Source organism: Dermatophilaceae bacterium Sec6.4 (assembly GCA_039636865.1).
GTDB lineage: Bacteria > Actinomycetota > Actinomycetes > Actinomycetales > Dermatophilaceae > Allobranchiibius.
In genome coordinates, this window is the sequence record CP144172.1 from 1,766,361 (window position 1) to 1,792,172 (window position 25,812).

The window sequence follows — 25,812 nt, forward strand, 5'->3', positions numbered from 1 at the left end:
GTGTTCCCTGCCGCGGGATGGAGTGGGTGCGGATCAACCACGCGGAACGGACCCGCGCAGCCTGGCTATCGGGGTCGACATCGGCGGTACCAAGGTGCTGGCCGGTCTCGTGACGCACGACGGGTCGTTGTTGGCAACAGCGCATCGGGACACCCCGCACCGGTCAACGTCGGCCCGGGTGGTCGAAGACGTCATCGTCGATGTGGTCGAAGAACTGCTCGCGGTGGCTTCCCCCGGTGTGCCCTGCGCTTTGGGGGTCGGCGCGGCGGGCTTCGTCACGGCGGACCGGTCGACCATTGCCTTCGCACCCCACCTGTCCTGGCGCCATGAGCCGTTGAAAGACGCTCTGGCCCAGCGTCTGCCGATGCCGGTATTTATCGACAACGATGCCAACGCGTCATGCTGGGCGGAGTGGCGTTTCGGCGCCGCGATCGGCGCTTCTCACGTGGTCATGGTCAACCTGGGTACCGGTATCGGCGGAGCGATCATCTCCGACGGAGCCATCCAGCGGGGTCAGTTCGGCATCGCCGGCGAATTCGGGCATATGCAGATGGTTCCCGGCGGGCATCGATGCGAGTGCGGTAACCGGGGGTGCTGGGAGCAGTACGCGAGTGGCAATGCCCTGGTTCGCGAGGCGCGGTCGATGATCGCGGCGGGGGCCCCTATTGCCGCCGACCTCGCGAACATGGTGGGAGCTGACCCGACGGCACTGACGGGACGCATGATCACGCAGGCGGCGCGCAGCGCTGACCAGACAGCGGTGGAACTGCTGGCCGATATAGGTACCTGGCTGGGGGTGGGACTGGCGAACCTGGCCAATGCCTTCGACCCAGGGCTGTTCGTCATCGGCGGCGGGGTGAGTGCGGCTGGAGAGCTGCTTCTCGGGCCGGCCCGGGCGGCCTTCGCGCGATCGTTGACGGGGCGCGGATATCGTCCCGCAGCGCGGATCGTCCAGGCCGCGCTCGGCAACAATGCGGGATTTATCGGTGCCGCCGATCTCGCTCGCGGGGGAGACGGGCGTACCGCCCGTCCGCCGGTCGGAGATGGCAGTGGATGAACAGTCCCCGCGTCCGGCAGGTGTGGTGCGGGTGGCTGCGTACAACGTTCGGGCGCTCAGGGACGACCGAGACGCGCTGGTTCGCGTAGTACGTGGCATTGCTGCCGATGTCCTGCTGCTGCAGGAGGCCCCGCGGCATCCCGGCTCAGGGCATCGTGTTGCGGCCTTTGCGCAGGACGTCGGCATGACCTGGTCCGATGGTCGGCGGGGTCGAATGAGTACGACGTTGTTGACCAGCCTGCGCCTGGACGTGCTGGCGTGCTCCCATCAGAATCTGCCTGTCGCGCGACGTGAGGAACCTCGCGGGTTCGCCCTCGCCCGGCTGCGGCTGCCCGGGTACGTCCCCTTCACCGCGGTCAGCGTCCATTTGAGTTTGCGCAGTTCCCAGCGGCAAGCACACAGCGCGCAGATATTGCGGGCGATCGGTGACTCAGGTCCTGCCGTCGTCGGGGGAGACCTGAACGAGACGTACGGGCAGGGGGCTTGGATCACTCTGCAATCTCGGTTGTGCCAGGTGACGGGCGATGTGCTGACCAGCCCGTCCGGCACACCGGGCAAGACGATCGACGGGTTGCTGGCAACGCCGTACTGGGGTTGCGTAGTGCCTGACCTCGAGCTGGATACGGCAGATCTCCGGCGGGCCACCGATCACCGACCGGTCTACGCGGATCTGGATCTGGGTACGCCAGCGATCCACACGAGGTAGGTCAGTTTTAGAAGTCGTCTGCACTGGAGCGGTAGTGCCTCGAACCAACTCTGTCCGGTCGTCGCCGCAACGGGATCGTTGTCTGCTGCTGTTGTTGTTCACCACCGACGCCATGCGGTCCGCGTTTGCATTGCTGATCAATCTGAATCGCTGATGTCGACGAATACCCCCTGCAGCCGGGCATCGTGTTCGGTGTTGAAGGAGTACCCGCGATGAGCACCGCTACGGACGTTTCACACCCCGCACCAGCGCCCCGCACCGCGACCGACCGCCTCACCGGACTGCTGGATGATCGCGCCGAGCGCTCGCCATGGCGCCTGGTGGCAGCGGTCGCAGCCGCAGGGATGGCGGTCTCTCACATCCCCGTCATCCAAAAGCACCTCACCGAAGCGCCCTACATCGGGATCGGTTTCGTCCTGATCACGATCGCCGGACTGGTGCTGATGCAACTGCTCCTGACCCGCGACACCCTCACCACCTGGATCGCCGCCCTGGTCGTCAGCACGCTGTCACTGCTGGGATACCTGGCCTCCCGCACCGTTGGCCTGCCACAGATCACCGACGACATCGGCAACTGGGCCGAACCGCTGGGCCTGGTGGCCATCGTGGCCGAAACCATCCTGCTCATCACCGCCATCACCCACCTGGCAACCCGCACGAGCCACCCCCGCTGCTGACCACCGCAGCGGCCAAGAAACCAGCAGACCCCGTAGGTCAGTCAGGTCGTCGACGGGACGAAGAAGTCCCCGCACTGGTTGACGACGTATCGACCCACTCGCCGCCTGCGCGGCCCGGGATCCAGGGCCAAGGTCAGTCTGCTGGACGAGATCTACCGACCATCGGTGAGCGGCTCGAGGGCCTCACGTAACTCCAAAGTCATCACGATAGTCATGCTCAGCTCGGCGCCTCCGGCCTCGCCACCACCAGCCACGGCCGGCACCACCCACAGCACCGAACCATCGCCAAGACCAGCAGTGGCAGCTACCCAAGGGTCTGAACCCCCTGCTAAACCGTGGGGCAAATGCCGACCGCGCCAGTGCTCGACACGCCCTGTCCGGTCAGCGATCGCTGACCGGTGCTCGTTCGAAGGCGCGGCACTCCCAACAGGTTTCGAGCAACGGACCGCTTCAGCAGTTGCCTGATGCGGTGGTGACTGTGTCCAGTCGGGGGTGTCTGTGAATTCGAAGCGCGCGTCCTATGTGGTCTGGGCTCTGATGGTCGTCCTCGGCGTCGTGTACGCCATCTCGGGAGCCCTAAAGCTGCTCTCCGTCGCGATTGGCCTGGGATTTGTTGCCCTGGGTGGCGCCGGATTGATTTCGACCCGGCGACGCTCAACGCAACGTTCCACGAGACTCTGAACCGAACACCGGGCGAGCCGCATGAGGATCCGCTTGCGGACGCGGTCACCGCGTCGTGTTCCGTAGAACACCCGAGTGGGACGGTCCAGCTGATGTGAGCTCGAAGGCCGATTGCTGCTTACGGTCGCCGGTGGCCGTTCCGCTACCGGAATAAAATTGGGATACGGCGGCGGCTGCGCTGGTCCGAGTGTCTGATCTTCGAGAGCTCAGGCTCCGTCGGACAACCATCTGCGCGCTTGTTCCTGGACCTCTGCCGCTCTTGGGTGCGCGTAGAACGCTAAGTGCGTGCCCCGGTCCATGATGACGAGCGTGCTGTTGGGGAGTTCGTCGTGGGCTGAAATGCTGTAGGCGGGCAGCGCGTCGGTGTCAGTGTCGCCATGCACTAGCAAGACAGGGCACGTCACCCGGGCAAGGTCTAGGGAGTCGATACGTGCGAAGTTCGCGACATCGTTGCGCCAACCAGCGCGACGGCGACCGCCTGTACCGACCGTGGCCGCGACCTCTAGAACCAATTGGCGCTGCTGTGGGTCAGCCATCACTTGCTGGGTGAGAGTACGAAGTTCCTCAACGCTCAGCGAACCCTCGCTTTCTAGTGCCCCACGGATGAACTGCTCCGGCGACCGCCGCGATAGAAACCTCATCGACCACGTGCCTGCTGACGTGCCGAAAAGGAATCGCTGCACGGCGGTTGATGTAGGTGCGATGTAACGCGAGCTCAGTGCAGCGATGGACACAACCGATGACACACGCCCCGGGTGCCGGACCGCGAGGCGGTACGCGGACGGTCCCCCTCCTGACCAGGCCAACACCCCGGCGCGTTCAACACCAACAGCGTCAAGGACCCCCGCGAGCAGGTCCGATTCGTGGTCGATCGATCGGCCGGTTGCGTCCAGCGGGGTCCCGAGATACCCCGGGCGCGAGACACAGATGGTCTTGAATGCATTTTCTGGGAGGAATCGGCTCATCGCCCGTGCCGCGTCCACGCCACCCGGGCTGCCGTGGACCACAATGACCGGCGCACCAACGCCATGTACCTCGACCTCGACCACGCCTACCGGAGTGGTGATGATTTCCGCAAAACGCTCCGGCATCAGATGATTCTGCCTGTGTAGCCGTCGGCGTGCGCACATTTCTCATGCGACATTTACTTCGGTCGAGCATCCGCTCTCACGATCTCGCTAGCCAGCTGTGAATACGAGACCAACCCCTTCTTCCCAACTGAATCGACCGCCCCCAGGACACGAGTGGCGACGCCCGGGCCGAGTAGAGAGTCTGTCACTTCCAGATGTCGCCCGTGCCGCCATCAATGATCGACCGCACCAGCCCCGGCACCCAGATAGTTTTAAGAGGGCCCGTAGACGGATCGGCTACCGGGCGATCTTCGTTCGCGACGGACGGCGCCCACAGTAGCGTCGGACGGTGATGTTTAGTCGCGAGCTGCGCGAGGCTGTGGCCGGGGGCGAGATCACTGTCTCGATCCGGCTTTGGAGCCGCTTGAAGGTCAAGGTCGGCGGTCAATACGCGACCGCAGGTGTCGTCATCGAGATCGACTCCGTTGAGCTGCTGCCCTTTTCCGCCGTGACATCGGAAGATGTCCGCCGCGCAGGTGAGTGCGATCTGGAGACGCTTCGTAGTCGTGCCGCTCACGCTGGCCCGATCCTGGACAAGACGCTCGTCTACCGCATCGAGTTCCACGTCGTGTAGCACCACGAAGCCGCGGAGCACGAAGGGAGCTACCAGAGGCCGGGGAACAACCGGTTGCGACTGGCGGCATAGTGGCGATAGGGCTCGCCGAGCGCGTTGAGCAACGTCCGCTCTTCGACGTGAATGCGGAATATGAGACCGCCTGTGGGCACGACGGCGAGGACGAATAGAGAGAGCCAGTTGCCCAACGTCAAGCCCATGCCGAGGAACGTGAGGATCATGCCACTGTAGGAGGGATGGCGCACCCACCGGTACGGGCCGCGATCAATGACCATCTGGTCGGCTTGGACCCGGACGTCGACGGTGAAGAAGCGGCCGAGCAGAGTGATCGCCCACTGGCGCACAGCGATGCCGGCCCACATCAGAACTATGCCCACGGCGAACACGCCCCATCTCGCAGGTCTGATCGCGGCCCCTGGGGTGTCACTGGCTAGGAGAAACGCCGCGACGACGCCGACGGCGACCGACGGGATCACCACAAGCAGGCTGCTCTGATCCGAGCGTGACCCGCGCCGGTTCAGCAAGCTGCGAAGCCGCGTCCGCTGTTCCAGCAGCACGAAGACGCCGATGGTCACGTAGAGCGCGATCCGCGCCCCCACATGGGTGTACGGGATCGGGGTCACCGTGCAAGTCTGCCTTCACCTCGTCGGTAGCGACCTTCAACGGGCCGTCACAGGTGCCGCCAACAACCGGAAGCCGATCGGCGACCGGGACGGATCGTCCTCTCGATGGTTCGTTGAGGCTTCTTGAGCGTTGTGAGGCTCTGCTGCCGCAGCCCGCGCGGAGATTACCGTGGCGCTAGTCGTTCTGCTGGGGCATGGGGGCATCGTCCACCTGATCCTCGCGGACACCAGAGTTGTGCACAAGCGAGATTTTCATCTGCAGTTCCGTAGCCGGCCGAACATGCTCTGGTGCTTGGCCGACCCAAGGGGCAGGCTGAATATGCGCAGCTGTCTGCTAGTTCACGCCAGCTTCATATCCGCGCAGCCAGCTGGTACTTACAGTATGAAATACGACGCAACGCTGGCTTATCTTCGCCCGGGGGTGGACGCAAACTCAAACAATTGGCGGACCCGCCCGGTCACTCTGTAAGCAGGTGACGCCCGTTCCGCGCCGCACCTTCATGTCCTCCCCGCGGTGGAGTGCGCGACCATGCTTCTCTGCCCGCATCAGAACGACCAATGACGATAAGACCGGCTCGCCAGACCCAGAGCGTCACCGACCGTTCGGTTGCCGCTCAACCCCTGTCTCGATATTCGATAGGTCAACAGCCCCGACACGTAACTACGCGTGTTCACCCCGTGAGGCCAAACGGCTCAGTTGCAGCGGAGACCAGTTCTCACTGGTCGGGGATTCTCCTGCGGGGGCGTGGTTGGCTGCAACTGCTCCGTACAGTGGACTGACAGGAGAACCTGAGGAGGTGCTGGCAGCGTGTGGATTCTTGTGCTCGGTGCTGGCGTGATCGGCAGTGTCTATGCGAACCGGTTAATGGAGGCCGGACACGAGGTCGTTCTGATGGCTCGTGGCAGCCGACTGGAAGAGCTTCGGGAGCACGGTTTGATCGTGCAGGACGCCGAATCCGGAGAACGTAAGACGACGCCGGTCGTTGCGGTCAGCCGACCAGATCCTGATGATCACTTTGATCTAACGCTTGTACCCGTGCGCGCCGAGCAACTTGGTGACACGCTCCCTTTCTTGACCGCGATGACGGACCGTTCAGACGTGCTGTTCTTCGGCAACACCGCCAACCGTCAGGCCGAGCTGGTGGACGCTCTTGGAGAGCGCGCCTTCTTCGGTTTCCCCGCGGTCGGCGGGACCCGAGACGGCCCGATCATCAAGTACGTTCTGATCGCGCAGCAGAAGACGATGCTGGGCGAGCCGAGTGGCGCGACGAGTTCGCGGGCTCGACTCCTTCGAGACACCCTCGAGAGCGCTGGCTTCCCCATGCAGACCAGCGCCGACATCGACGCCTGGCTGGTGGGACACGCTGCCTTCGTCGTACCGATCGCCTTCGCCCTCTACCGTGTAGGTGTCGATCCGCCCAGGCTGGCCGCCGACCGGCCCACGATGCGACTGATGGTGAACGGCACCCGGCAGGCGTTCAACGCACTGCAGTCCGCCGGCAACACCGAGATTCCATCGAACCTGCGGGTTCTGTACCGCCTGCCTAACTTCTTGGTCATCGCCTATTGGCGTCGCGTGCTTGCCAGTCCCCGCGGAGAACTTTGGTTCGGGGCCCACAGTCGGGCAGCTCGAGAAGAAATGCAGACCCTCGCGCAGCAGCTGCTTGTTTCCGTCCGAGCTACCGGTCGCGCAACACCTGACCTCGACCAGCTACTGGATATCCGCACCTGACACGTACCGGGACCGATCCTGTTCACGACCCCCGTAGGCAGATCCCGTTACGGACGCGTCCACCGCACCCGGCGTCCCGCACGGAGCACTCGTGCGGGAAAGATCGCCACGGTTCCTGCCGGGAGTCAACGATCAACTCTTACGGCACCGACGTGCCTGCATACCGCCCGGCGCCGAGTCGCAGACGAACCCACAAGCGACAGTGTCGGGCAAGATGTCGATGTGCGACGTTTGTTCAAGACCCGGGGCATTGGAACGAGTCTCGTGATTTACACGGTCATGTACGTGCTGGCCGTTCCCGTCTTGGGGGCCTTTGGGTTTCATGCGTTTTGGGAGCAGATTGGGGTCGCAGCCGTTGTCGGCATCGTCAGCTATGCGGTCCTGCGGTTGGTACAGCACCACCCGGCTGAATCCAACAAACACACATAACCAAGCCCCGTGCCGAACCTCTTCGACCAGGTGCAGCTGCAGCTAGTGAGGCGAAGGTGTCGGAGCCGCACGTCAGACCTGTCAGCCTTGTTCTGAAGGGTTCAAGAACAGCAGCCAGGCCGACGACCTACGGGTGGATCCCCGACAACTTGACGAGTCCCGCATCACGATCGATGACTGGGACGGACGGGAGCGGCTGCTGGTCCACCCGGCTGGCCTTGAGAACTCCAGGAAGAGGAGTGTTCTATCCGTAGCTGATGTTCTCGTCGCTCCCGTAGCCCAAACGCGGCCGACTCTGCGTCTCAGACCAGATCTGCATCATGAACTGTTCACTCTCATCGGTTGAGGTCAGCTCACGAAAGTCGCGGCCACGCGCGAACACCCGAAACCGGGTCCACCCCGACGCCTCAAACAACGATGCCCCACCGAGCCCCGAGTTACCCATCACCGCATCAACATTGATCACCGAACCATGCATCTCGACGGAGAACTCCTCACAGATCGTCCACTCCCCAAGATCACCCACCGGCTCCGGCGGCCCATCAAGACCATGCACCGTGATGGTCACTAACCCACGCTGCCGCCCGCACGACACCACGAATCCAGGACCCGACAACAACGGCGTACACATCATGAGTGACTCGGTGTCGTACATCTCCGCATCCTCATCGTCAGCCAGTTCGATGTAGAACGTGGACTGTTCAACCTCGACCCTGCCGATCGTGGTTTTCACTCCTGCACCGCCGACAGACCCTGAAACATGTCCCCAGCCTCGCACGAGATCACTAGATTCAACGGGCCGCATAATCACGGCACGCGCCCCGATTCAGGATCGTCTAAAGAAGCAGGGCAAGTTCGGCTGGTCGCTCACAGCGGAAGAATCATCTGTATCTCGCCAAGGTCGTTAGTTCCCGTCACCGTGAAGTGCGCACGTTCGTAGAGCGCGATCGCGGGTGCGTTGTCCGGGTTGACGGTCAAACGCAGCGCACGGCACCGCTGATCACGCTGCCCAAGTTCGATCAGGTGCTGCAGCGCTGCTCGGCCGTAGCCGTGTCCTTGGTGGTTGTGATCGATCAGTAGGTGAAAGATTCCCAGCGATCCGTTTCGTGATCGTTCATCAGTAACAGCCACCACCCCGACGACGTGCCCGCCGTCTCGTATCAGGAACGGCCACCAGTCCATGTCGCCGGCTTGTACGGCCGACTTTGCCAGGATCACGAGCAGGACCGGCTGGTAACCAGCGACGAACCGTGCCTGGTGCGGGGCAGCGCTCACGCCGAGCCCTTCGCGCCAGTTGGAGTTGGTGACGGTTTCCAGGTCAATCACCTACATCACCTTGCCGGATCGCATGAGTTGTCCAACAACTGCATACCCAGGCCCGTCTCGTGCCACAAGGCGATCGCCGTCCGCAGACGGGTTCGGACTTGTGGGAGTGCGAGCCTTGCCTCCGGCCGGGCGGTGAGATGCTCGCAGCCATGGATGACTTCGAGCTCGCGCGCGACATTGAACAGGCCTGTCGGCTGACAGGGTCGTTCACTCTTCGTTCCGGGCAGGTCGCGACGGAGTATTTCGACAAGTATCTGTTCGAGTCCCGCCCGGCGCTGCTGCGGCGGGTGACCGAGGCGATGGTGCCGTTGCTGCCGCACGACACCATGTTGTTGGGTGGCCTGGAGCTCGGTGGGGTCCCGATCGCGACGATGGTCAGCTCGTTGACGGGTCTACCGGTGATCTTCGTACGCAAGAAAGCCAAGGAGTACGGCACCTGCCGCCTGGCCGAAGGCGCCGATGTCGACCAGGTTCACGTCACGCTCATCGAGGACGTCATCACTACCGGTGGTGCTGTCCGGGCCGCGACACTTGCCCTACGCGAACAGGGCGCGACCGTAGAAACCGTGGTGTGCGCCATCGATCGAAGCGGCGACAGTGAGGGTCCGCTGACGGACGTCGGGGTGCAGACACGCGCGGTGCTCACCAGGGCCGACCTAGACGATGCGCGGATAGCCGGCGGGTAGAACCGCCCACGCGGTAACCACGCGCCGGTGTTCAGTAGCCGATGGCTGACCGGGACGGCACCAGCGCGGGCGTGAATCTCCACTCACGCTGCATCGCCGATTTGTCCCTGACCACTTGCCGACAAACTTGGCTCGTTTTTGGGCCCATCAGGCGAGGGGAGCATCCGTCCACCAACCCGTTGCTGCTGCGATTTTCCACTCATCTTCAGTTGGGTCAATCAGCCCCCAGTAAAACCCGTCCTGATCGTGGTCGTGGCCAACAGCAAAGCTGATCGGCTCCTCCTCAAGCCCGAAGAAGTCAACCAGGCAGTGATTTAGACCAGGTCCGACGAAGCTGTTAATCACGCCAGGGTGGCGAGGCATCAGCACATGATGGCGTGCGCGAAGGGTGGGGAAAGGACATCGCTGGCGTCTTGGACTTGACCAGCAGAGAGAACCCGCTTGCCAGCCACAGCTTGCTGCACATTCAACAGCCTCATGGCGACAGCTTTACATGCCCCCCGCACGTCTTTGCACGCGATCTTCGCACTCGTCATCGCGATGTCGGCAGAACGTCACCGATGAACGATCGGCGTGCGACACGCCTCGCGAGCTGACATCCATCAGATGTGACGGACGTGCTGACCTGCGCTGCGGCGCTACTAGAGCCCGATGGATCCAGGTGCTGGGCCGATCGTTGAGTAGCGCAACAGGCCTGCCAGGCCGGCCGGGTCTAGTCGGCGAGTCCGAGGAAGACCAAGAGGGCGCGGTCCAACCGCACCAGATCAGCATCGGGCAGGTGACCGAGGCGATCATGCACGTTCGCTCGTGGCATTGTCGTGACCTTGTCGACCATGATGTGGCTTGGCCGATCGATCCCAGCTGTCCGAGTCGGTTCCACGGAAATCCGGAGCAGTGGAGCTTCCAGCGAGTTCGTTGTCAGCGGGCATACCGTCACCGAAGCGGTCCCGTCAAACCGATCATCCTGGACGATGACCACGGGCCTCGGCTTGCCGGTATAGGCGCCGCGGGCAGCGGCGGTATAAAGGTCGCCTCGCCTCACTTGTCGAACTCCGCCTCGGCGTCCCAATCGACCGATATCGCGTCGACGAACGCCTGGTCAGCCGCTTCGTGCTCGCTGGCGGCGATGGCAGTGGACTGCAGGTGTGCTTGCGCGACAAACTCAGGAGCCCGGACATCGGGCACCCAGATCTGAACAGGCCGTAGGCCTTGTTCACGCAGACGCTGACGATGCGCGCGTACCCGATCTCGCGTTCCAGCCATACCGCAATGTTACATGTAACGGGTTCGAACGACAACGCCTCAGCGTTTGTAGGACGATTCAGCTGCGGACAAAAGCCGGGTGTCAGATGGCGAGGCGAGCGTGGATGCCACCCTCATCATCCGACTGCGTGAGGTCGAAGCGGAGATGTTCCAAAACCCCTAGCGCGCAGGCGTTGCTCGCGGTGGTTTGTGCACTCACGGAGGTGAACCCCAGCGCGGCGGCCTCGTGCAGGGCCGCTTCCATCGCGGCCCGACCGACGCCGCGACCGCGGCTGCTACGCGTCAGCCACGCGCCGGTCTCCAACTCACCGGACTGCTGGGTGCGTTGCAGACGATCCGAGCCAACAACCTGCTGATCGAGAGTGACTGCCCAGGTGATTTCACCAGCGGGGCCATCCAGACCAGCGCGCCGGTCAACGTGAAAGGCTCGAAGCCACGCGATCCGGGTGGGTGTCCACGCTGCGCAGGCGGTCAACGGTGGTGTCACTTCATCAGCCGAAGCGTCGGTGGACGCAACTTCAACGAGCCGCTCAAGCACGGCGCGATCCACCTCACCAGATTCACTTGGCAATCGCTATCCGGCACCCAGGAACTCTATCTACGGCACCAAGGCGCATACGCCACGCACCACCGGGCTGTCGCCGTAACGGGATCGCTACCCGGGCAGTTTCGGACGATCGTGTGATGGCAGACGGCGAAGGCGCACTCTCGTGCGGTGACGTGATCCAGAGCTTCCTGAAGCTGTCGACACCTGGTGCGATCGAGGAAACCGTCACGGTGGAACTGGGTGGGATCCCGCAGGTTGTGACGATCCGTGGCGCCGACCGCAGCAACCCTGTTCTACTCTTCGTCCACGTCGGGCCAGGCACTCCGCTAGCCCCGACAGCGTGGATGTGGCAGCGGCCAATTGAAGATTTCTTCACGATCGTGCACTACGACCAACGCGCCGCGGGCCGCAGCCACGCGCTGACCGACCTCGACACGGTGCGCGCCGCGATGCGCATCAAGGACTACGTACACGATGCGGTGCATCTGACCGAATGGCTCTGCCGCAAACTCGGCGTCGACCAAGTCCTACTTGCCGGCCACAGCTGGGGCACCGTCATCGCGACGAAGGCAGTCCTGGCACGACCGGATCTGTTCACCGCCTACCTTGGCGTGGGTCAGGTCGTGAACTTCCGCGCCGCTGAGCAATCCAGCTTCGATTGGGTCCTGCAAGAGGCCCACCGCCACCGCGACGAGCACGCTATCCAGGAACTGCAATCACTGATGCCCTACCCGGGGGAAGGGCCTCTGGACGCGCAGAAGCTGATCACCCAGCGCAGATGGGTGACCACCTACGGCGGGTACGCGGCAGGTCGAAGCGACTGTGACTACTTCATTTACGGCGAGGTCACCTCACCGGATTACCAGGGCCTGGACCAGTCCGCTGCCGAGGAGGGCAACCTGCTCAGCTTCTAGATGATCGTGCCCCAGCTCACCGAAGTCGACCTCACCGCGATCACCCAGTTCTCCATACCGATGGTGCAGTTTCTTGGACGTCACGACCAGATGACACCAGCTGCCCTTGTGCCTGCCTGGATGGACGGCTTGACCGCACCCCACAAGGCGATCGAGTGGTTCGAACACTCTGCGTACATGGTCATGTACGCAGAACCAGGAAGGTTCCTCACCGCCCTACTGCAGCACCTGCCCCAGCTGGCGAACACAGGTAGCCGTCCCGAAGAGGCTCCCGCGTAGAAGAGCTCTGGAGAGATAGAGCGAATCCCCGCTCAACGATCGACGACCGGAACGTGTTGGCGGGTATCGGGGGCTAGGCATTCCGCCGGGAGCGAAGCGGGGGTGAGATCGGGGCCTGAATGAGCGAACGTGAGCGGATGCCAACAGACCTGTCCGTAGATGTCGGAGGCATCACCCTCATGGTCCGGCTGTGGGCCGCCGAAGAATCATCCGACTGCGTGCCGTTGGTGTTGCTGCCCGCCACCGCCGAGACGGCCGAGGATTGGGACCTTGTGGCGTCGACGCTGTGCCGGTCGCGTGCCGTGTATGCGGTCAACTTGAGAGGCCATGGCCCCAGCGACTGGCCAGGGACGTACTCAATCGGGCTGATGGCAGACGACGTGACGCACCTACTGGACTGCGGGCTAACCGGTGGTGCTGTTGACCTTGTCGGCCATTCCTTGGGCGGGCTGGTTGCCTGCCAGGTCGCCGCCGCTCGTCCGGAGTTGGTGCGCAGGCTTGTGCTCGAAGACGTTGGCCTGCTGCATCCCCGCTCAGCCGATTCTCCGCCGAAGCCCGCTGGCGTTCTGCTGTTCGACTGGGGCGTTGTCGAGCAGGTACGCCCAGAGATCGATAACTTCGACCCTGGGTGGGCCGATGTGATCGCTGCGATCCCAACTCCAACCCTCGTAGTGGCCGGCGGTCATCGCAGCCCAATTCCGCAAGAACGGATAGACGACCTCGTCCGCCTCCTTCCGAATGGCCAGATGGTGACTATCGACGCTGGTCACCTCGTGCACGCCACCCAGCCCGACGCGTTCATTCACCATCTGGTGACGTTCCTGGGCAAGTAGCTCGTGACGGCCGAGGAAACTCTGTTCCTACCCGCTGAGAGTCAGTCGCCCGTCCCGATCGCCGATGGGTAATCGGAATGCTGCGGGTGCCGATCCCTCAGCAGACGGGCCTGGCGCGCATCATGTGTGAGAAGGTAGCTTGATGATTTCCATGCCTTGATAGAGACCGACACCGCGGGGATCGTCAAGCGTTGGAGCCTAGGCGCCGAGGAGTTGTTCGGCTACTCGGCCAGGGACGCGGTTGGGCGCAAGGTGGACTTCATCGTTCCCGAACATCTGCGCGAAGCCCACTGGGCGGGCTTCCATCGCGCGATGGACGAACCGGTTATCAAGGATCTGGCAGCGGACCTCCCGGTACTGTGCGCCGACGGTGCGATCCGGCCTTTCCCCGGTCGACTGCTAGTTCTCAGCGACGGACTCGGAACAGCACTCGGTGCTATCGCCATCTACGCAAGCGAGGGTACGACCGGGGTGCATCCGTTCGGTTGAGGATCGCTGACCGGAGATAAAGCTCACCGGTCAGCGATCGGCAAACGGTGCGTCGTCGTGGGTGTCCCGTATAGATCACCTCTGCGGACTTTCATCCGACGTGCTCGATGCTCGGCCCGTCCGGGTCTCATCCGTCGCCGGTGACCGTTCGATTTGCGGGACGCGGGGAGTCCCGGTTGGTGCGTTTTCCAGATGGCCTTGGCGATTGCAGCGGAGATGGTGCCGCGTCGAGCTGGGTCTGGGCGGAGGTTTGCTGGCTGCAGGAAACCTCGAGTGTTCACTGAAGCTGAACCGTGTTGTCGGAGCGCGAGTCTGGACCATCGGGAGATTAGTCAGACAGAACGCACACACTTATCCATTGAGTGAGCGTCTCGTCTGCCCACTGAACGGCATATCGGACACCGGCATACGTAAACGCTCTGTTGCTCAACTCGGCTCTGGCTTCTTCCACGGACTGGTATCCCTCGTCCCAAGGGGCATTCGGATCCAAGGAAATGCGCCATCGAACGACTTCACGCGTGCTCCCGCGACGAAGCACGCCTTGGCCGCCCGTCAGCGTCGTGAGCCTGATCGAGAGAAAGCCTATGAGAGCTTCCGACTGGCAGAGCATTGCAACGTAGTCGTGCTCAGTAAGAGGCGAACCACTCGAGAAGGGGCCGTCCGTCGCTGAGATCATCACCATGGCGCCCACCTGTGCGGAGGACGATGATTGATCTGGGTCGACCTACAGGTGTTGTAGCCCTCGGCACTCGAGATGAGGTTGGTCGGAACATGGGAGCGATCAGGTCCTTCAAGGCTACCGATCGCACCCTTCAGCTCTGAGTGCAACATCAGCAGGTCCCAGCGTGTCGCAAGTGCGACAAAGGCTCTAAGACGTCGTCGGTCATGTACCCGATTATCTCGGAGCCGCACACCCGTCGTGCACGCATCGAGAGCATCCCCGATTAGGACCGACACCGTTAATCGATCGATGACCGGGACGGGCTGGTTCACCAGTGCGGCCGGGAGGCGACTGTCCTCAACAGCCGGGGCGAAGCAGATCGTGGGTGCTCAGAGCGTTGCTCATTCAGGGTCAGCGACCTGTCGTGGAGGCCTCACCCCAGGGGTTGAGGCATAAGACACCGAGGGGTTGGAAGTGTTTGGTGTTGCGCGTTGCGACGGTCATTTGCCTGGACTGCGCGACAGCGGCGATGAGGGCGTCGTCGAAAGGCGCATGTTCGGGAACTCGATAGGCCGCAAGGATCCGCGCGGCCAGCAGGTCGAACGACAGCACGCGGTCAGCGAACGTGGGCAAGACGTGCTCGTCGAGCCAACGCCGCAAGATTGTTCCTTGGCTGGTGTCGGATCGTTCCTTGGCGATAACGCCCCGCTCGATCTCGGCGACGGTCGTAGCGGCGATGAACTGATCGCCTAGCGGGACAGATGTCGCCCAAAGCTCGACAAGTCGGTTGCGCCCTCGGACTCGTAGGGCGGACACCACATTCGTGTCCAAGACATATTTCACAGCTCCGCTGTGCGCGCAGTTAGGCCCAGGCGGTCAGGCTCGAATTCGATGTCGCCACCCTCATCCATGCTGAGCATGTCGAGGATCGAGACAGGATCACGCTCTAGGGCTCGGGTCAGAACATCGCGTGCCTCTGCCTCGACCGAGCGGTGGCGCTGCTCGGCACGTGCGCGCAGCGCGGCTTTTGTCCCGGCGGGTAGGTTTCGGATCAAAATTTGTTCCATGATGACTTCCTCCGATATCAAGACGATGATATCGCAACTGGCCTCGGCGTGGTGTTCGTAAGGCGATCGTCTACCGGGCCGGCCGGGGCGGACTACAGCTATGGCGTCGTCGTCAGAGTGACGATTGAGGAAGAAGGTTGGTCTACCTAAAGACGTGTTCGTCGGCGACACGTCGGGAGCGGCATTCTGGCCCTGTCTCGCCGAGCTGATTGGCGCATTCCAGCCCCGATCGCCCTCGACCCGCCCGATGTCGGGAAGAGCCCATCACGCAGTGGGGCGACAGTGCGTCTGGTGTTTCTCAGGATGGCTTCAGCGCTGTTGGTCCAAGATGCAGCGTCAGCTGGTGTTCCGCGAGTCCTCGCAACCGCATCTAGGGCTTGCACCATGGTCGGCACCCGCCTCAGCGGGGGCTGACCGGTTTGTCCTCCAGCGCCGGTTCTTCCGCTCTGTCCGATTGAGCCTGGAATGACCCGATCCGCGTGGTCACTGGTAGCGCGTATCAAACGCACCTTTGATCTGGGTTGCTGTCGGTGATGGCGGGCACCGGCAGCACCGAATTGAAAGGTATTACCTGATGATTGTCGCCTCGCTGCGGATCTACGACGGTTCGCATATCGATGGATCGTTGTTCACGACGGTGACCAACTTCGCCCGCGACACCGCGTGGCTGAACACCCCGGCCGAGCTGTGGACCAACGCTGGACTGGGAGTGTTCGCGATCCTTGTGGTGCTGGGCTGGTGGAACGCTCGCCACCGCGACGCCAAAGCCATGACCTTGGCGTTGGCCGCTCCAGTGAGCATCCTCGTGGCGTTCGCGGTTGCTGAGGTGGTCAAGAAACTCGTGGCCGAGGTCCGACCCTGCTATTCGATACCGCACGACTATTTCGTCGCTGCCTGCCCCGCGCGCAGCGACTACGCCTTCCCCAGCGGTCATACCTCCGTCGCTGTTGCCGCCATCGCCGCGCTGTACTTGTTGAACCGCCGGCTGAGCGCGGTCGCTGCGGTCTTCGCCCTGCTGGAGGCCTTCACCCGCGTGTACATCGGCGCCCACTACCCCCACGATGTGCTCGGCTCCGCTGTCATCGCGCTGCCCGTAGCATTTCTCGTCAGTTTCGTCTTGGGACGCACCGCCGTCCCGCTCGTTGTCCGCCTCCGCAACGGCATCCTTGCACCAGCGCTGACCACTGGGCAGCAGGCGATCGCAACTACACCGCCCACCCCACCAGACCACAAGTAAACTTGCCCCTGCCAGCAGCCCCGGCCACCTGGTGCGCGTGGAGTCTCGCCCGGGGTCGTCACATTGGCACCCAACTCCTGAACACTCCGCCTCACCCGCTGGCCCGCCCAGGTGCACGATTCTCCGCGCTGGGCTCCGGAGTGGCGTCCACTCCTGCTGAGGGGTGGCATGAGATGTCTGAGAGGTCCGCATGAGCTGTGGAAGTAGCGTATTTACCCAGGTGACCCGATGTTTCGCGCGACCTGGGTTCACTGACCCAGGCCAGGCCAGGCCAGCCTGCAGGACGCGGACATTACGAAACCTGGACGGGCCCGGCGGCACCCGCCGTCCCCTGGCGTACTGCCCGTCCTAGTCGGTGAGCTCATCAAGGTCGCGGTTGCAGCCCTCGGGAGGTTAGGAGTTTCATGACTGGCGCAGCGCTTTTCCTTGCGGTGTTCCTGGCGTGTGCTGTGGAGGCGGTCGAGGCGTTGACGATCACTCTTGCTGCCGGAACGTCGCGGGATTGGCGCTCGGCGTTGACCGGTGTCAGCGCCGCGGTCGCGGTCCTGGCCGTGTTGGTTGCTGTCCTCGGGCCGGTGATCAGCGCTATCCCGTTGACCGCTCTGCGGTTGGTTGTCGGTGGCTTGTTGCTCACCTTCGGCATCGGCTGGTTACGTAAAGCGATCCTGCGGGCCAGCGGGCACAAAGCATTGCGCGATGAGGACGCCGCCTACCAGCGGGTGCTGACCTCGGCGGCGGATGCGGCACCTGAGCAGCGACCCCTGGTCGGGGATTGGTTCGCCTTTACCCTCGCCTTCAAGGGTGTCCTGCTGGAAGGTCTGGAGGTGGTGTTCATCGCGCTCACCTTCGGCACCAACCAGCACAACCTGCCATTGGCAGCGATCGCTGCGACCACGGCCGTACTGGTCGTGTCTGTCACCGGTTTCGTGGTGCGGGCTCCTTTGGCGCGGGTCCCGGAGAACGCGATGAAACTGGTCGTGGGGGTGATGCTCGTATCGTTTGGGATGTTCTGGGGCGCGCAAGGCGCCGGTGCGCGGTGGCCGGGCGGGGACGCCGCCCTGCTCGTGGTCGTACCAGCGGTCGCGGTCATCACCGGGGCCTACATCGTCCTCTTCCGGCGGTGGCAACCCGTCCCCGATGCCCACCACGCCCGCACAAGCCAGGTGACCTGACATGCGGTGGATCCGCGGGTTCGTCACATTCTGGTGGGACTTCATCATCGGCGACGACTGGCTCGTTGCTCTCGCCGTCATCGCCGGGCTCGGCGCGACATACGCGATCGCCCACTCCAGCGCCGCACCGATCTGGTGGCTGCTGCCCGTGGCCGTCATCCTCGTACTGCCCCTCAGCATCGTGCGACTCACACGACGATCTCGGCGGCCCTGACCGAAACATCTCCCTCAAAAATTGCCCAACTTCAATAGGCGCAAGATCTATGCAACGCCGCTCAACCCACACCGTCGCTAGCTTCGTGCGTCTCGTAAAGCGAACCCGAACTGACAGCACCGCAGATCAAGACGCGGTCCTGCCCCTGCATGGCGACATCCGTCCCGCAGGGGTCGTGCGGGTACCCATTGCGGGACGGGGACGTCTTACGAGGCAGTGCATGACTGTCTGGTAACCCTTGTGTCACGAGAGGTCTCACCGACAGCTCCACTGCCCACCCGAAACTGCCGGTATTCCGTGACCTGGCGATTCTCGTAACTTTGTCTCGCAACCTGGCGGGTGAATTCGCCCAGCTACTTACTGTTGGTTACGAGACACTGCAGGAGCACGCGGTGGACAAGCAGATCGGATATGCCCGGGTCTCGACCAAAGGGCAGTCCACCGACCCCCAAGACTCCGATCTGCACTGACCAGCAGATGTCAACAGTCGCCGGTTCAACCCGTGCCATCACTGGGGTCGTAGTGCAAACGACTTTCGAAACTGACAAAGCAGTCCAGCGACGTGGGCGAGGTCGTCGGATCGCGCTCGTGCGGTGAGTCAGAAATAGCGCGGATACGGGCTAGAGCCGAGCGCCGTCATCGAAGGGATCCAGGTCGTCGCGGTTGGCCGGTTGACGCAGCACGAGCAAGACCAGACCCAGCACGCTGAGACCGCAGGCCAGGATCCACCACAACGGACGGGTCTCGCGGTCGAAGGCGAAAAGATAGATCAACCACAGCGGTCCGCCGATGAGGGCTCCGCAAATAGCCCAGAACTGGAAATCGTCGCGCGGCAGGGGTGCAGGGGCAGGCGGTTCGTAACTGCCCTCGTCGTCCAGGATGTCATGTGCAGCGCCGTTGTCGGGTACCCGCCACTGACCCGGCATCACAATGTTGACGGGCGGGGGCTTCGCAGCGGGCTCCTGGGGCTGCGTGGCCGCCGCCTCGGGGTCGCCAGGACCGGACAACTGTGACACGATCTCGGCAAAACGGGCGTCGAAGTCGGTCTGTTCGTCGTGGCTCTCGCTACCCGGTGCGCTCATTGCTGGGAAACTCTCGTGATGAAGTCGACAGCTTGATCCTCGATGAGTTCCGCGTCGTGGTCCAGGGTCGCGACATGGTAGCTGTTCTCCAGCACGACGTCGGTGACGTCTTCGCTGGAGATCCGGGACAGCAACAATTGGGAGCACTCCGCAGGGACCACGTGGTCCTGCGGCGAGTGGAACAGGATGACCGGTTGGGTGATCTGCGGCAGATCGCGCGTGACCTGCTCCCACATTTTCATCTGCGAGCGCAGCGCCTTCAACGGGGTACGGGAGTACCCGACTTCGATGGCACCGGGTTTTTTGATGTCCCCGCTGATCGCGCCGAGCGAAGGAACCAGGTGCTGAAGAAGTGGGACGGCCAGCAGACGTTTGTCGTTCATCATGTACGCCGGGTTGATCAGCAGCAGACCGCTCACGCCGCTCGCATATGTCTCGGCGATCAAGGTGGCCAGGGTGCCCCCCATCGACAGGCCGATCACGAATACCTGCTGACAGGTCGCCGCCAGTTCGCAGTAGCCGGCATCGACCTCGGCGAACCAGTCTGTCCAGCGGGTCTTGTTCATCTCCTGCCACGTTGTGCCGTGACCCGGCAACCGAGGAAGACGCACAGAGAACCCCTCGCGGGCGAAGCGATCGGCCAGCGGTCGCATGCTCTGGGGTGAACCGGTGAACCCGTGGCAGACCAGCACGCCGACCGGTCCGCCGTCGTGGCTGAACGGTTCTGCACCGGGAAGTATCTGCATCCCGGTATCTTCGCACTTCACCGCGCGAGCCGTGCGGAGTGCCGTATTGTGCGATGCGCCGGGTACGCAACGAAGGAGTCCAGCGGACGTGTTCTATTGGTTGCTCAAATGGGTTCTCCTGGGACCACTGCTGAAGAGCATTTTCCGTCCTTCGGTGGAAGGCGCCCAGCACGTGCCCGATGAGGGCCCGGCCATCCTGGCCAGCAATCACCTGTCGTACTCGGACTGGTTGTTCATGCCGTTAGTGATCACCCGCCGAGTGACCTTCGTGGCCAAGGCGGAGTATTTCACCGGCACCGGTGTGAAGGGGACACTGCAACGCTGGTTCTTCAAGGGTGCCGGCCAGGTGCCCATCGACCGATCCAGTGCTAGCGCCGCAGCGGGGGCCATCGCCACCGGGCTGCGCATTCTCGCCAACGGTGAGCTGTTCGGCATTTATCCCGAAGGCACGCGGTCACCCGACGGGCGCCTCTACAAGGGTAAAACCGGTGTTGCGCGGATGGTGCTGGAAGCCAAGGTGCCATTGATCCCGGTCGCGGTGATCGGTACCGACGAAGTGGCGCCGCCCGGCAAGATCTTCGGCAGAATGGCGCATCCGCATGTCCGGTTCGGTGAGCCGATGGACTTCTCACGTTATGAGGGCATGGAGAACGACCGTTTCATACTGCGGTCGATCACCGACGAGATCATGTACGAGCTGATGTTGCTGTCCGGCCAGGAGTACGTGGACGTGTACGCCTCCTCTTTGAAGGACCGGGTTACACAGAAGGCGAAGGGCATCGGCGGCGGTGCCGCAGCTCTGGCGAGCACCGCCGCGCACAAACTGGTGCCCGGTTCGGGTGCCGACAGCGGCGATCACTCCAAGAACAGCAACACCGACAGCATCGCTGCGGGTGCGGTCGACCAGGACGTTGTCGAGGCCGATACGCAGAGCACTGTCGCCAGCGGTTGAGCTTAATCCGGACGCGTCTTTACGACTTCTCCCAGCTTGGCGGCCTACGGTTCCCGGAGTCAGAGGTGCGAGCTGCGGGTGAGCGGAGAGTTTGACGATGGCATTCGGTCGACGGGACAACGAACAGTCAGCTGCGGTGAGCCCGCAGGGCACATCTCCAACCGGCGCGGCCTTGCCTGCTGCGGCCGTCAACAGGATCCAGCGCTTGGCCGCCCGGGAACGGGGCGACAAATCGGCGTTCACCTCGGATCTGTCGGTGAACGAGTTCGTGCTTGTCCACAAGCTCGGGTTCGAGCCGCTCGGCTACGTCATGGGTACCTCGATATACCACATCGGGTATCAGTTCCAGAACTGGGGACAGTCGATGGAGCTGGATGTGCTGTCGTCGGCGATGTACAACGCCAGGTCACTGGCCATGGATCGGATGCGCAGTGAGGCGCACGCGTTGGGCGCCGACGGAATCGTCGGTGTGAACCTGAAAATTCAGCGATACGCGTGGGCGACCGATGAGTTGGAGTTCATCGCTCAGGGCACCGCGGTGCGGGCGCGTGAACCCAACCCGTCCTACAAGTTGCGCGACGGTGGGCCATTCACCTCCGACCTGTCCGGGCAGGACTTCTACACGCTGGTCAAGGCCGGGCACTTCCCGAGGGCGCTGGTGTTCGGTGCCTGCGTCTATCACGTCGCGCACCAGAGCGTTCGCCAGACGATGAAGATGGCGGGCCGCAATATGGAGATGCCGCAGTTCACCGAGGCCGCCTACACGGCGCGGGAGTTGGCCATGACACGCATGGAGGACGAGGCGAACCGGTTCGGGGCCGATGGAATCGTGGGTGTGTACACCGATGTCAACGCGCATATGTGGGGTGCGCACGCGTCCGAATTCCTCGCGGTCGGCACTGGCGTGACGAGCTCGCCGGAGAGCGGCATCTCCGACCCGACGATGACGCTCTCCCTGCAGTAGCCGATGGGATTTCTGCGTGGTCGGGGCCGGGAAGTGAACCCTCCTGCCCAGTACGGACCGTCGGTACCTCGACCGTTCTCGGAACTGATCGAGACCGGACCGTCCTCTGCTCTGGAGTCGTTGGCGCGACATGCCAGGGTGCCTGACGACGCGCGCGAGCGACTCCTGCGCCTGGACACTGCGCTCATTCAGGCCGGGCAGTATCTGGCGGACCGCGGGATCACCGGAGTCGACGCCTACGAGGTTGCTCAGATCCGTGACGACTTCGCGCCGTCGGCCGTCAACGCGTACCTCGGTCTCCCGCCGGGCACCGCAGGAACGGCTGTGCTGATGGACGAGATGACTGGCGCTCAGCTGCTGGTGCGCGAACTGGACCTCCTGTTGTCGGCTGTGGATCAGCTGGTGGCCCGGGCGGGAGAAGTGGGGCAGACCCGACTACGTGCGCATCACCGTTTCGTGGAAGAGAAGTACGGGGCACGCCCGACCGACCTGGAGTTGTAAAGCCGGCTGCGCTGCTTCGGTATTCTGGAGCAGTGAGCATCGTGAGTCCTGTAGCGCCCATCGCGGATCCTTCGCCACTGCCGGAGTGGGTCGACGTACCCGCTGCCCAGCAGCCGACCTGGCCCGACCAGGATGCGCTCGCCGCCGTCCGCGAGGAACTCGCCGCCAGCCCGCCGCTGGTGTTCGCCGGCGAGTGCGACGTGCTGCGAGAGCGCCTGGCGGCAGCATCCAAGGGTGAAGCGTTCTTGTTGCAGGGTGGCGATTGCGCGGAGATGTTCGCCGCCGCGACTGCGGACGGTATCCGCGATCGCATCAAGACGATTCTGCAGATGGCAGCGGTTCTGACCTATGGAGCGAGCACTCCGGTCATCAAGGTCGGGCGTATCGCCGGTCAGTACGCGAAGCCCCGCAGCAGCGGCAACGAGACCCGCGGTGAGGTCACTCTGCCGGCATACCGCGGTGACATGGTGAACGACTTCGCGTTCACCCCTGAATCACGCACCCCGGACCCGCGACGGTTGATGCGGGCGTACCACACGAGTGCTTCGACGTTGAATCTCGTGCGTGCTTTCACGCAGGGCGGATTCGCCGATCTGCGGCATGTACACGAGTGGAACCAGGGCTTCGTCGCCAACAGCGCCTACGCGCGGTACGAGAGCATCGCAGCCGATATCGGTCAGGCGATGAAGTTCATGGCTGCCTGCGGAGCGGATTTCGACGCCCTGCGCGCCGTGGAGTTCTTCGCCAGTCACGAGGCCCTGCTGCTGGACTACGAGAAGCCGCTGACCCGCATCGACAGCCGGACGGGGAACGCGTACGCGGTGTCCGGACACTTCCTGTGGGTGGGGGAGCGCACCCGACAGCTGGACGGCGCTCATCTGGACTTCGTGTCCAAGATCCACAACCCCATCGGCATGAAGGTCGGCCCCAAAGCCGACCCGGACGATCTGATGCGGATCATCGACAAGCTGGACCCGCACCGTGAGCCCGGTCGCCTGACGTTCATCACCCGGATGGGTGCGGGCGTCATCCACGATGCCCTGCCGCCGATCGTCGAGCGGGTGACTGCCGAGGGCGGCAAAGTCACCTGGGTGTGCGATCCCATGCACGGCAATACCTTCGAGTCCTCGACGGGGTACAAAACCCGCGAGTTCGACGACATCATCGCCGAGGTCCAAGGGTTCTTCGAGGTACACCAGGGGCTCGGCACCGTGCCCGGCGGCATCCACGTGGAGTTGACCGGTACCGACGTCACCGAGTGCCTGGGCGGTTCGGAGAAGATCCTGGCCGCAGACCTGGAGAAGCGCTACGAGACCGCGTGCGACCCACGGCTGAACCACCAGCAGAGCCTGGAGCTGGCCTTCCTCGTTGCGCAGATGTTGAGCGCGCGGAACAAGGGGATCAGACGACCGACAGCGTGACGCTGCTTCCCTTGCGTACCTTCGTGCCGGCAGACGGATCGGTGGCCCGTACGGTATCGAACAGGCCGCCGAAATAACGGCGTACCTTCACGGTGAGACCGAGCGCCTCCAGCGCTGATTTCGCCTTGGCCGTCGGCTTGCCGGTGACATCCGGCACGGTGATCAGCTCGGGACCCTTCGACACGGTCAGCGTGACGGTGTCGCCGCGAAAGCCGGTCCCGTCTGCGGGAGTCTGCGAGATGACCGTGCCCGCGGGCACGGTATCGCTGAATTCATCGGCAGCCTTGGTGACAGTGAATCCGGACCTGTCCAGGACACCAGTGGCGGCTGCGACGGTCTGTCCCGTGACGGCGGGCACGGCGATCGGCTCGCGACCCATACTGATGGTGAGAGCAACCGCGGCACCTCTTTTGAGCGATGACGTTGCAGCAGGATTGGAGCTGACGACCTCCCCGGCCGGCACCGTGTCGTCGTACGCCTGCGTCACCGTTCCCACTCGCAACGTCGCGGCACTCAAGGCGGTCTGCGCCTGTTCCTGCGTTTTCCCGTCGAGTGTCGGGACGGTATGACGCTCCGGGCCGCGGGAGACGGTCAGTGTGATGTCTGCGCTTTTACGGACCTGGGCCCCCGGTGTCGGCTTGCTTGCAATGACGTCACCGACGGGCACCTTCTCGCTGACGGCCTGTGTGACGGAGGTGTCCAGATGCTGGGCCCGAATCAGCGAGATGGCCTGACCCTGCGGACGCCCGAGGACGTCGGGTACCGAGGTCTGACCGAGGGGGCCCAGAGTGAACAACCAACCACCGGTAGCTATCAGCGCGACGGCCAGTAACGCCACCAGACCCAGCAGGATCGATCGACGACGCTGTGGGCTCGCGGGTGCGTCCGTGGGCTCGACCAACGCGTGGGTGGCATCTATCCCCAGACGTGAGGTGTGCGCCGGATGGTCGCTCTGGCCGGAGGCGGGTCCGACCGGCGCCGCATCAAGTTGATCGTCGGTGAGGCCGGCCCGTATCGCGTTCAACTCCTCCAGAAGTTCGGCCGCGTCTGCGGGACGTTGCAGCGGGTCGGTCGCCGTTGCATCCTCGATCAACGCGTCGACCGCTGCGGGCACCGTCGGCACCGTCTGGGAAGCAGTCGGCACGGTGCCGTGTACATGCTGGTAGGCGACGTGGATGGGGGAGTCACCGGGAAATGCCTTGTCACCGGTGAGCATCTCGAAGATCAGTAAGCCGACGGAGTAGACGTCGGACCGTTCGCTGGACCGGCCGGTCTCGACCTGCTCGGGAGACAGATAGGCAGCCGTCCCGAAGATGACGCTGGAGTCGGCACTTGCAGTGCGTGTCGTCACCGCGCGAGCCAGGCCGAAATCCACGACCTTCACGGTGCCGTCGTCGCGTAGCAGGACGTTCTCGGGCTTGATATCGCGATGCACGATCCCACGTGAGTGGGCCACGGCGAGAGCCGCGAGGATGCCCTCCGCGATCTGCAGGACCCGGCGGACGCTCATCGGCGATGTTGTGCGGATCAGTTCCCGCAGGGTGGTGCCCTCCACCAGCTCCATCGCGATGAAGACGTAGTGCTCGTCCTGACCCTGGTCGGTGACGGCGACGATATTGGGATGGGACAAGCGCGCTGCGGACCGCGCCTCCTGCCGGAAACGCTCGACGAACTGCTCATCGCGGGCCAGGTCCGGACGCATGATCTTCAGGGCCACATGCCGGTCCAGTCGTTCGTCCAACGCTACGTAGACGGACCCCATGCCGCCATCGGCGAGGTGATGCAGCACCTGGTACCGCCCGTCGACCCTACGGCCCACGAGAGAGGACGAGGCGGTTGACGGCACGGT

31 protein-coding genes are annotated in these 25,812 nt (G+C 63.5%); 18 read left to right on the forward strand and 13 right to left on the reverse strand.

All coding sequences use genetic code 11. The features are described from left to right. Window positions 1–22 precede the first annotated feature (22 nt). From V3G39_08560 to V3G39_08570, 3 genes are all read left to right on the forward strand, one after another. A complete protein-coding gene (locus tag V3G39_08560) occupies window positions 23–1,057 on the forward strand; it encodes an ROK family glucokinase (protein ID XAS78207.1) in 1,035 nt (344 codons plus the stop codon). After that, a complete protein-coding gene (locus V3G39_08565) occupies window positions 1,050–1,763 on the forward strand; it encodes an endonuclease/exonuclease/phosphatase family protein (GenBank protein XAS78070.1) in 714 nt (237 codons plus the stop codon). Before V3G39_08560 ends, V3G39_08565 begins: the two co-directional genes overlap by 8 nt. Before the next feature lie 212 nt (window positions 1,764–1,975). Continuing rightward, window positions 1,976–2,440, forward strand: a complete 465-nt coding sequence (locus tag V3G39_08570; GenBank protein ID XAS78071.1) for a hypothetical protein — start codon at window positions 1,976–1,978, stop codon at window positions 2,438–2,440. An 887-nt stretch (window positions 2,441–3,327) separates the two neighbouring features. On the opposite strand, the gene V3G39_08575 is transcribed toward V3G39_08570, so the two are convergent. After that, window positions 3,328–4,212, reverse strand: a complete 885-nt coding sequence (locus tag V3G39_08575; GenBank protein XAS78072.1) for an alpha/beta hydrolase — start codon at window positions 4,210–4,212, stop codon at window positions 3,328–3,330. A gap of 331 nt (window positions 4,213–4,543) precedes the next feature. Between V3G39_08575 and V3G39_08580 the strand changes: the two genes are divergently transcribed. Continuing rightward, the gene (locus V3G39_08580) at window positions 4,544–4,825 is read left to right on the forward strand and encodes a hypothetical protein (GenBank protein XAS78073.1); all 282 of its coding nucleotides are present in this window, start codon (window positions 4,544–4,546) and stop codon (window positions 4,823–4,825) included. A gap of 29 nt (window positions 4,826–4,854) precedes the next feature. Here V3G39_08580 and V3G39_08585 read toward each other — a convergent pair whose 3' ends face one another. After that, window positions 4,855–5,448, reverse strand: coding sequence for an isoprenylcysteine carboxylmethyltransferase family protein (locus V3G39_08585; GenBank protein ID XAS78074.1), 594 nt, complete (start codon window positions 5,446–5,448; stop codon window positions 4,855–4,857). 808 nt (window positions 5,449–6,256) lie between these two features. On the opposite strand from V3G39_08585, the gene V3G39_08590 reads away from it, so the two are divergent. Further along, on the forward strand, window positions 6,257–7,180 hold the full coding sequence (locus V3G39_08590) for a 2-dehydropantoate 2-reductase N-terminal domain-containing protein (protein ID XAS78075.1): 924 nt from the start codon (window positions 6,257–6,259) through the stop codon (window positions 7,178–7,180). Between the two features lie 673 nt (window positions 7,181–7,853). Here the strand turns inward: V3G39_08590 and V3G39_08595 are convergent. Together V3G39_08595 and V3G39_08600 are read right to left on the reverse strand one after the other, a co-directional pair. After that, complete coding sequence (locus V3G39_08595; protein XAS78076.1) at window positions 7,854–8,342, reverse strand: hypothetical protein; 489 nt, start codon at window positions 8,340–8,342, stop codon at window positions 7,854–7,856. A gap of 134 nt (window positions 8,343–8,476) precedes the next feature. Next, the gene (locus V3G39_08600) at window positions 8,477–8,935 is read right to left on the reverse strand and encodes a GNAT family N-acetyltransferase (GenBank protein XAS78077.1); all 459 of its coding nucleotides are present in this window, start codon (window positions 8,933–8,935) and stop codon (window positions 8,477–8,479) included. 149 nt (window positions 8,936–9,084) lie between these two features. Between V3G39_08600 and pyrE the strand changes: the two genes are divergently transcribed. Then, entirely contained in the window at window positions 9,085–9,621 is a 537-nt protein-coding gene (gene pyrE / locus V3G39_08605) for an orotate phosphoribosyltransferase (GenBank protein XAS78078.1), read from the forward strand. A gap of 147 nt (window positions 9,622–9,768) precedes the next feature. On the opposite strand, the gene V3G39_08610 is transcribed toward pyrE, so the two are convergent. From V3G39_08610 to V3G39_08625, 4 genes are all read right to left on the reverse strand, one after another. Further along, the gene (locus V3G39_08610) at window positions 9,769–9,984 is read right to left on the reverse strand and encodes a hypothetical protein (protein ID XAS78079.1); all 216 of its coding nucleotides are present in this window, start codon (window positions 9,982–9,984) and stop codon (window positions 9,769–9,771) included. A 349-nt stretch (window positions 9,985–10,333) separates the two neighbouring features. Continuing rightward, the gene (locus V3G39_08615) at window positions 10,334–10,663 is read right to left on the reverse strand and encodes a type II toxin-antitoxin system PemK/MazF family toxin (protein XAS78080.1); all 330 of its coding nucleotides are present in this window, start codon (window positions 10,661–10,663) and stop codon (window positions 10,334–10,336) included. Then, on the reverse strand, window positions 10,660–10,884 hold the full coding sequence (locus tag V3G39_08620) for an antitoxin MazE family protein (GenBank protein XAS78081.1): 225 nt from the start codon (window positions 10,882–10,884) through the stop codon (window positions 10,660–10,662). Before V3G39_08620 ends, V3G39_08615 begins: the two co-directional genes overlap by 4 nt. Before the next feature lie 82 nt (window positions 10,885–10,966). Then, on the reverse strand, window positions 10,967–11,422 hold the full coding sequence (locus V3G39_08625) for a GNAT family N-acetyltransferase (protein ID XAS78082.1): 456 nt from the start codon (window positions 11,420–11,422) through the stop codon (window positions 10,967–10,969). A 146-nt stretch (window positions 11,423–11,568) separates the two neighbouring features. Here V3G39_08625 and V3G39_08630 point away from each other — a divergent pair, with 146 nt between their 5' ends. From V3G39_08630 to V3G39_08645, 4 genes are all read left to right on the forward strand, one after another. Next, window positions 11,569–12,345, forward strand: coding sequence for an alpha/beta fold hydrolase (locus V3G39_08630; GenBank protein ID XAS78083.1), 777 nt, complete (start codon window positions 11,569–11,571; stop codon window positions 12,343–12,345). Further along, window positions 12,346–12,624: a hypothetical protein gene (locus V3G39_08635; GenBank protein XAS78084.1), complete on the forward strand. Its 279-nt coding sequence runs from the start codon at window positions 12,346–12,348 to the stop codon at window positions 12,622–12,624. 137 nt (window positions 12,625–12,761) lie between these two features. After that, a complete protein-coding gene (locus V3G39_08640; protein ID XAS78085.1) occupies window positions 12,762–13,457 on the forward strand; it encodes an alpha/beta hydrolase in 696 nt (231 codons plus the stop codon). Window positions 13,458–13,613: 156 nt separating this feature from the next. After that, the gene (locus tag V3G39_08645; GenBank protein XAS78086.1) at window positions 13,614–13,946 is read left to right on the forward strand and encodes a PAS domain S-box protein; all 333 of its coding nucleotides are present in this window, start codon (window positions 13,614–13,616) and stop codon (window positions 13,944–13,946) included. A 1,072-nt stretch (window positions 13,947–15,018) separates the two neighbouring features. Here the strand turns inward: V3G39_08645 and V3G39_08650 are convergent. After that, window positions 15,019–15,450: a type II toxin-antitoxin system VapC family toxin gene (locus tag V3G39_08650; GenBank protein ID XAS78087.1), complete on the reverse strand. Its 432-nt coding sequence runs from the start codon at window positions 15,448–15,450 to the stop codon at window positions 15,019–15,021. Continuing rightward, window positions 15,447–15,674, reverse strand: a complete 228-nt coding sequence (locus V3G39_08655) for a toxin-antitoxin system (protein ID XAS78088.1) — start codon at window positions 15,672–15,674, stop codon at window positions 15,447–15,449. The genes V3G39_08650 and V3G39_08655 overlap by 4 nt, the downstream gene beginning before the upstream one ends. A gap of 574 nt (window positions 15,675–16,248) precedes the next feature. Between V3G39_08655 and V3G39_08660 the strand changes: the two genes are divergently transcribed. The 4 genes from V3G39_08660 to V3G39_08675 all read left to right on the forward strand — a co-directional run bounded on the left by V3G39_08660 (window position 16,249) and on the right by V3G39_08675 (window position 18,767). Further along, complete coding sequence (locus V3G39_08660; protein XAS78089.1) at window positions 16,249–16,911, forward strand: phosphatase PAP2 family protein; 663 nt, start codon at window positions 16,249–16,251, stop codon at window positions 16,909–16,911. Between the two features lie 404 nt (window positions 16,912–17,315). Next, complete coding sequence (locus tag V3G39_08665; GenBank protein XAS78090.1) at window positions 17,316–18,083, forward strand: hypothetical protein; 768 nt, start codon at window positions 17,316–17,318, stop codon at window positions 18,081–18,083. Window position 18,084: 1 nt separating this feature from the next. Continuing rightward, window positions 18,085–18,297 (forward strand): hypothetical protein, encoded by a 213-nt coding sequence (locus V3G39_08670; protein XAS78091.1) that lies wholly within the window; start codon window positions 18,085–18,087, stop codon window positions 18,295–18,297. Between the two features lie 320 nt (window positions 18,298–18,617). Continuing rightward, window positions 18,618–18,767, forward strand: coding sequence for a hypothetical protein (locus V3G39_08675; protein ID XAS78092.1), 150 nt, complete (start codon window positions 18,618–18,620; stop codon window positions 18,765–18,767). A gap of 150 nt (window positions 18,768–18,917) precedes the next feature. Here V3G39_08675 and V3G39_08680 read toward each other — a convergent pair whose 3' ends face one another. Continuing rightward, on the reverse strand, window positions 18,918–19,379 hold the full coding sequence (locus V3G39_08680; GenBank protein ID XAS78093.1) for a hypothetical protein: 462 nt from the start codon (window positions 19,377–19,379) through the stop codon (window positions 18,918–18,920). Next, on the reverse strand, window positions 19,376–20,125 hold the full coding sequence (locus V3G39_08685) for an alpha/beta fold hydrolase (protein ID XAS78094.1): 750 nt from the start codon (window positions 20,123–20,125) through the stop codon (window positions 19,376–19,378). Before V3G39_08685 ends, V3G39_08680 begins: the two co-directional genes overlap by 4 nt. Before the next feature lie 88 nt (window positions 20,126–20,213). Here V3G39_08685 and V3G39_08690 point away from each other — a divergent pair, with 88 nt between their 5' ends. From V3G39_08690 to V3G39_08705, 4 genes are all read left to right on the forward strand, one after another. Then, window positions 20,214–21,077 (forward strand): lysophospholipid acyltransferase family protein, encoded by an 864-nt coding sequence (locus tag V3G39_08690; protein ID XAS78095.1) that lies wholly within the window; start codon window positions 20,214–20,216, stop codon window positions 21,075–21,077. Between the two features lie 97 nt (window positions 21,078–21,174). Beyond that, window positions 21,175–22,041 carry a heavy metal-binding domain-containing protein gene (locus V3G39_08695; GenBank protein XAS78096.1) on the forward strand — a complete coding sequence of 289 codons (867 nt, stop codon included), beginning with the start codon at window positions 21,175–21,177 and terminating at the stop codon, window positions 22,039–22,041. A gap of 3 nt (window positions 22,042–22,044) precedes the next feature. After that, a complete protein-coding gene (locus V3G39_08700; GenBank protein XAS78097.1) occupies window positions 22,045–22,542 on the forward strand; it encodes a hypothetical protein in 498 nt (165 codons plus the stop codon). Between the two features lie 38 nt (window positions 22,543–22,580). After that, the gene (locus tag V3G39_08705) at window positions 22,581–23,963 is read left to right on the forward strand and encodes a 3-deoxy-7-phosphoheptulonate synthase class II (GenBank protein ID XAS78208.1); all 1,383 of its coding nucleotides are present in this window, start codon (window positions 22,581–22,583) and stop codon (window positions 23,961–23,963) included. Here the strand turns inward: V3G39_08705 and pknB are convergent. Then, complete coding sequence (pknB, locus tag V3G39_08710; protein ID XAS78098.1) at window positions 23,944–25,809, reverse strand: Stk1 family PASTA domain-containing Ser/Thr kinase; 1,866 nt, start codon at window positions 25,807–25,809, stop codon at window positions 23,944–23,946. The genes V3G39_08705 and pknB overlap by 20 nt on opposite strands. Window positions 25,810–25,812 lie beyond the last annotated feature (3 nt).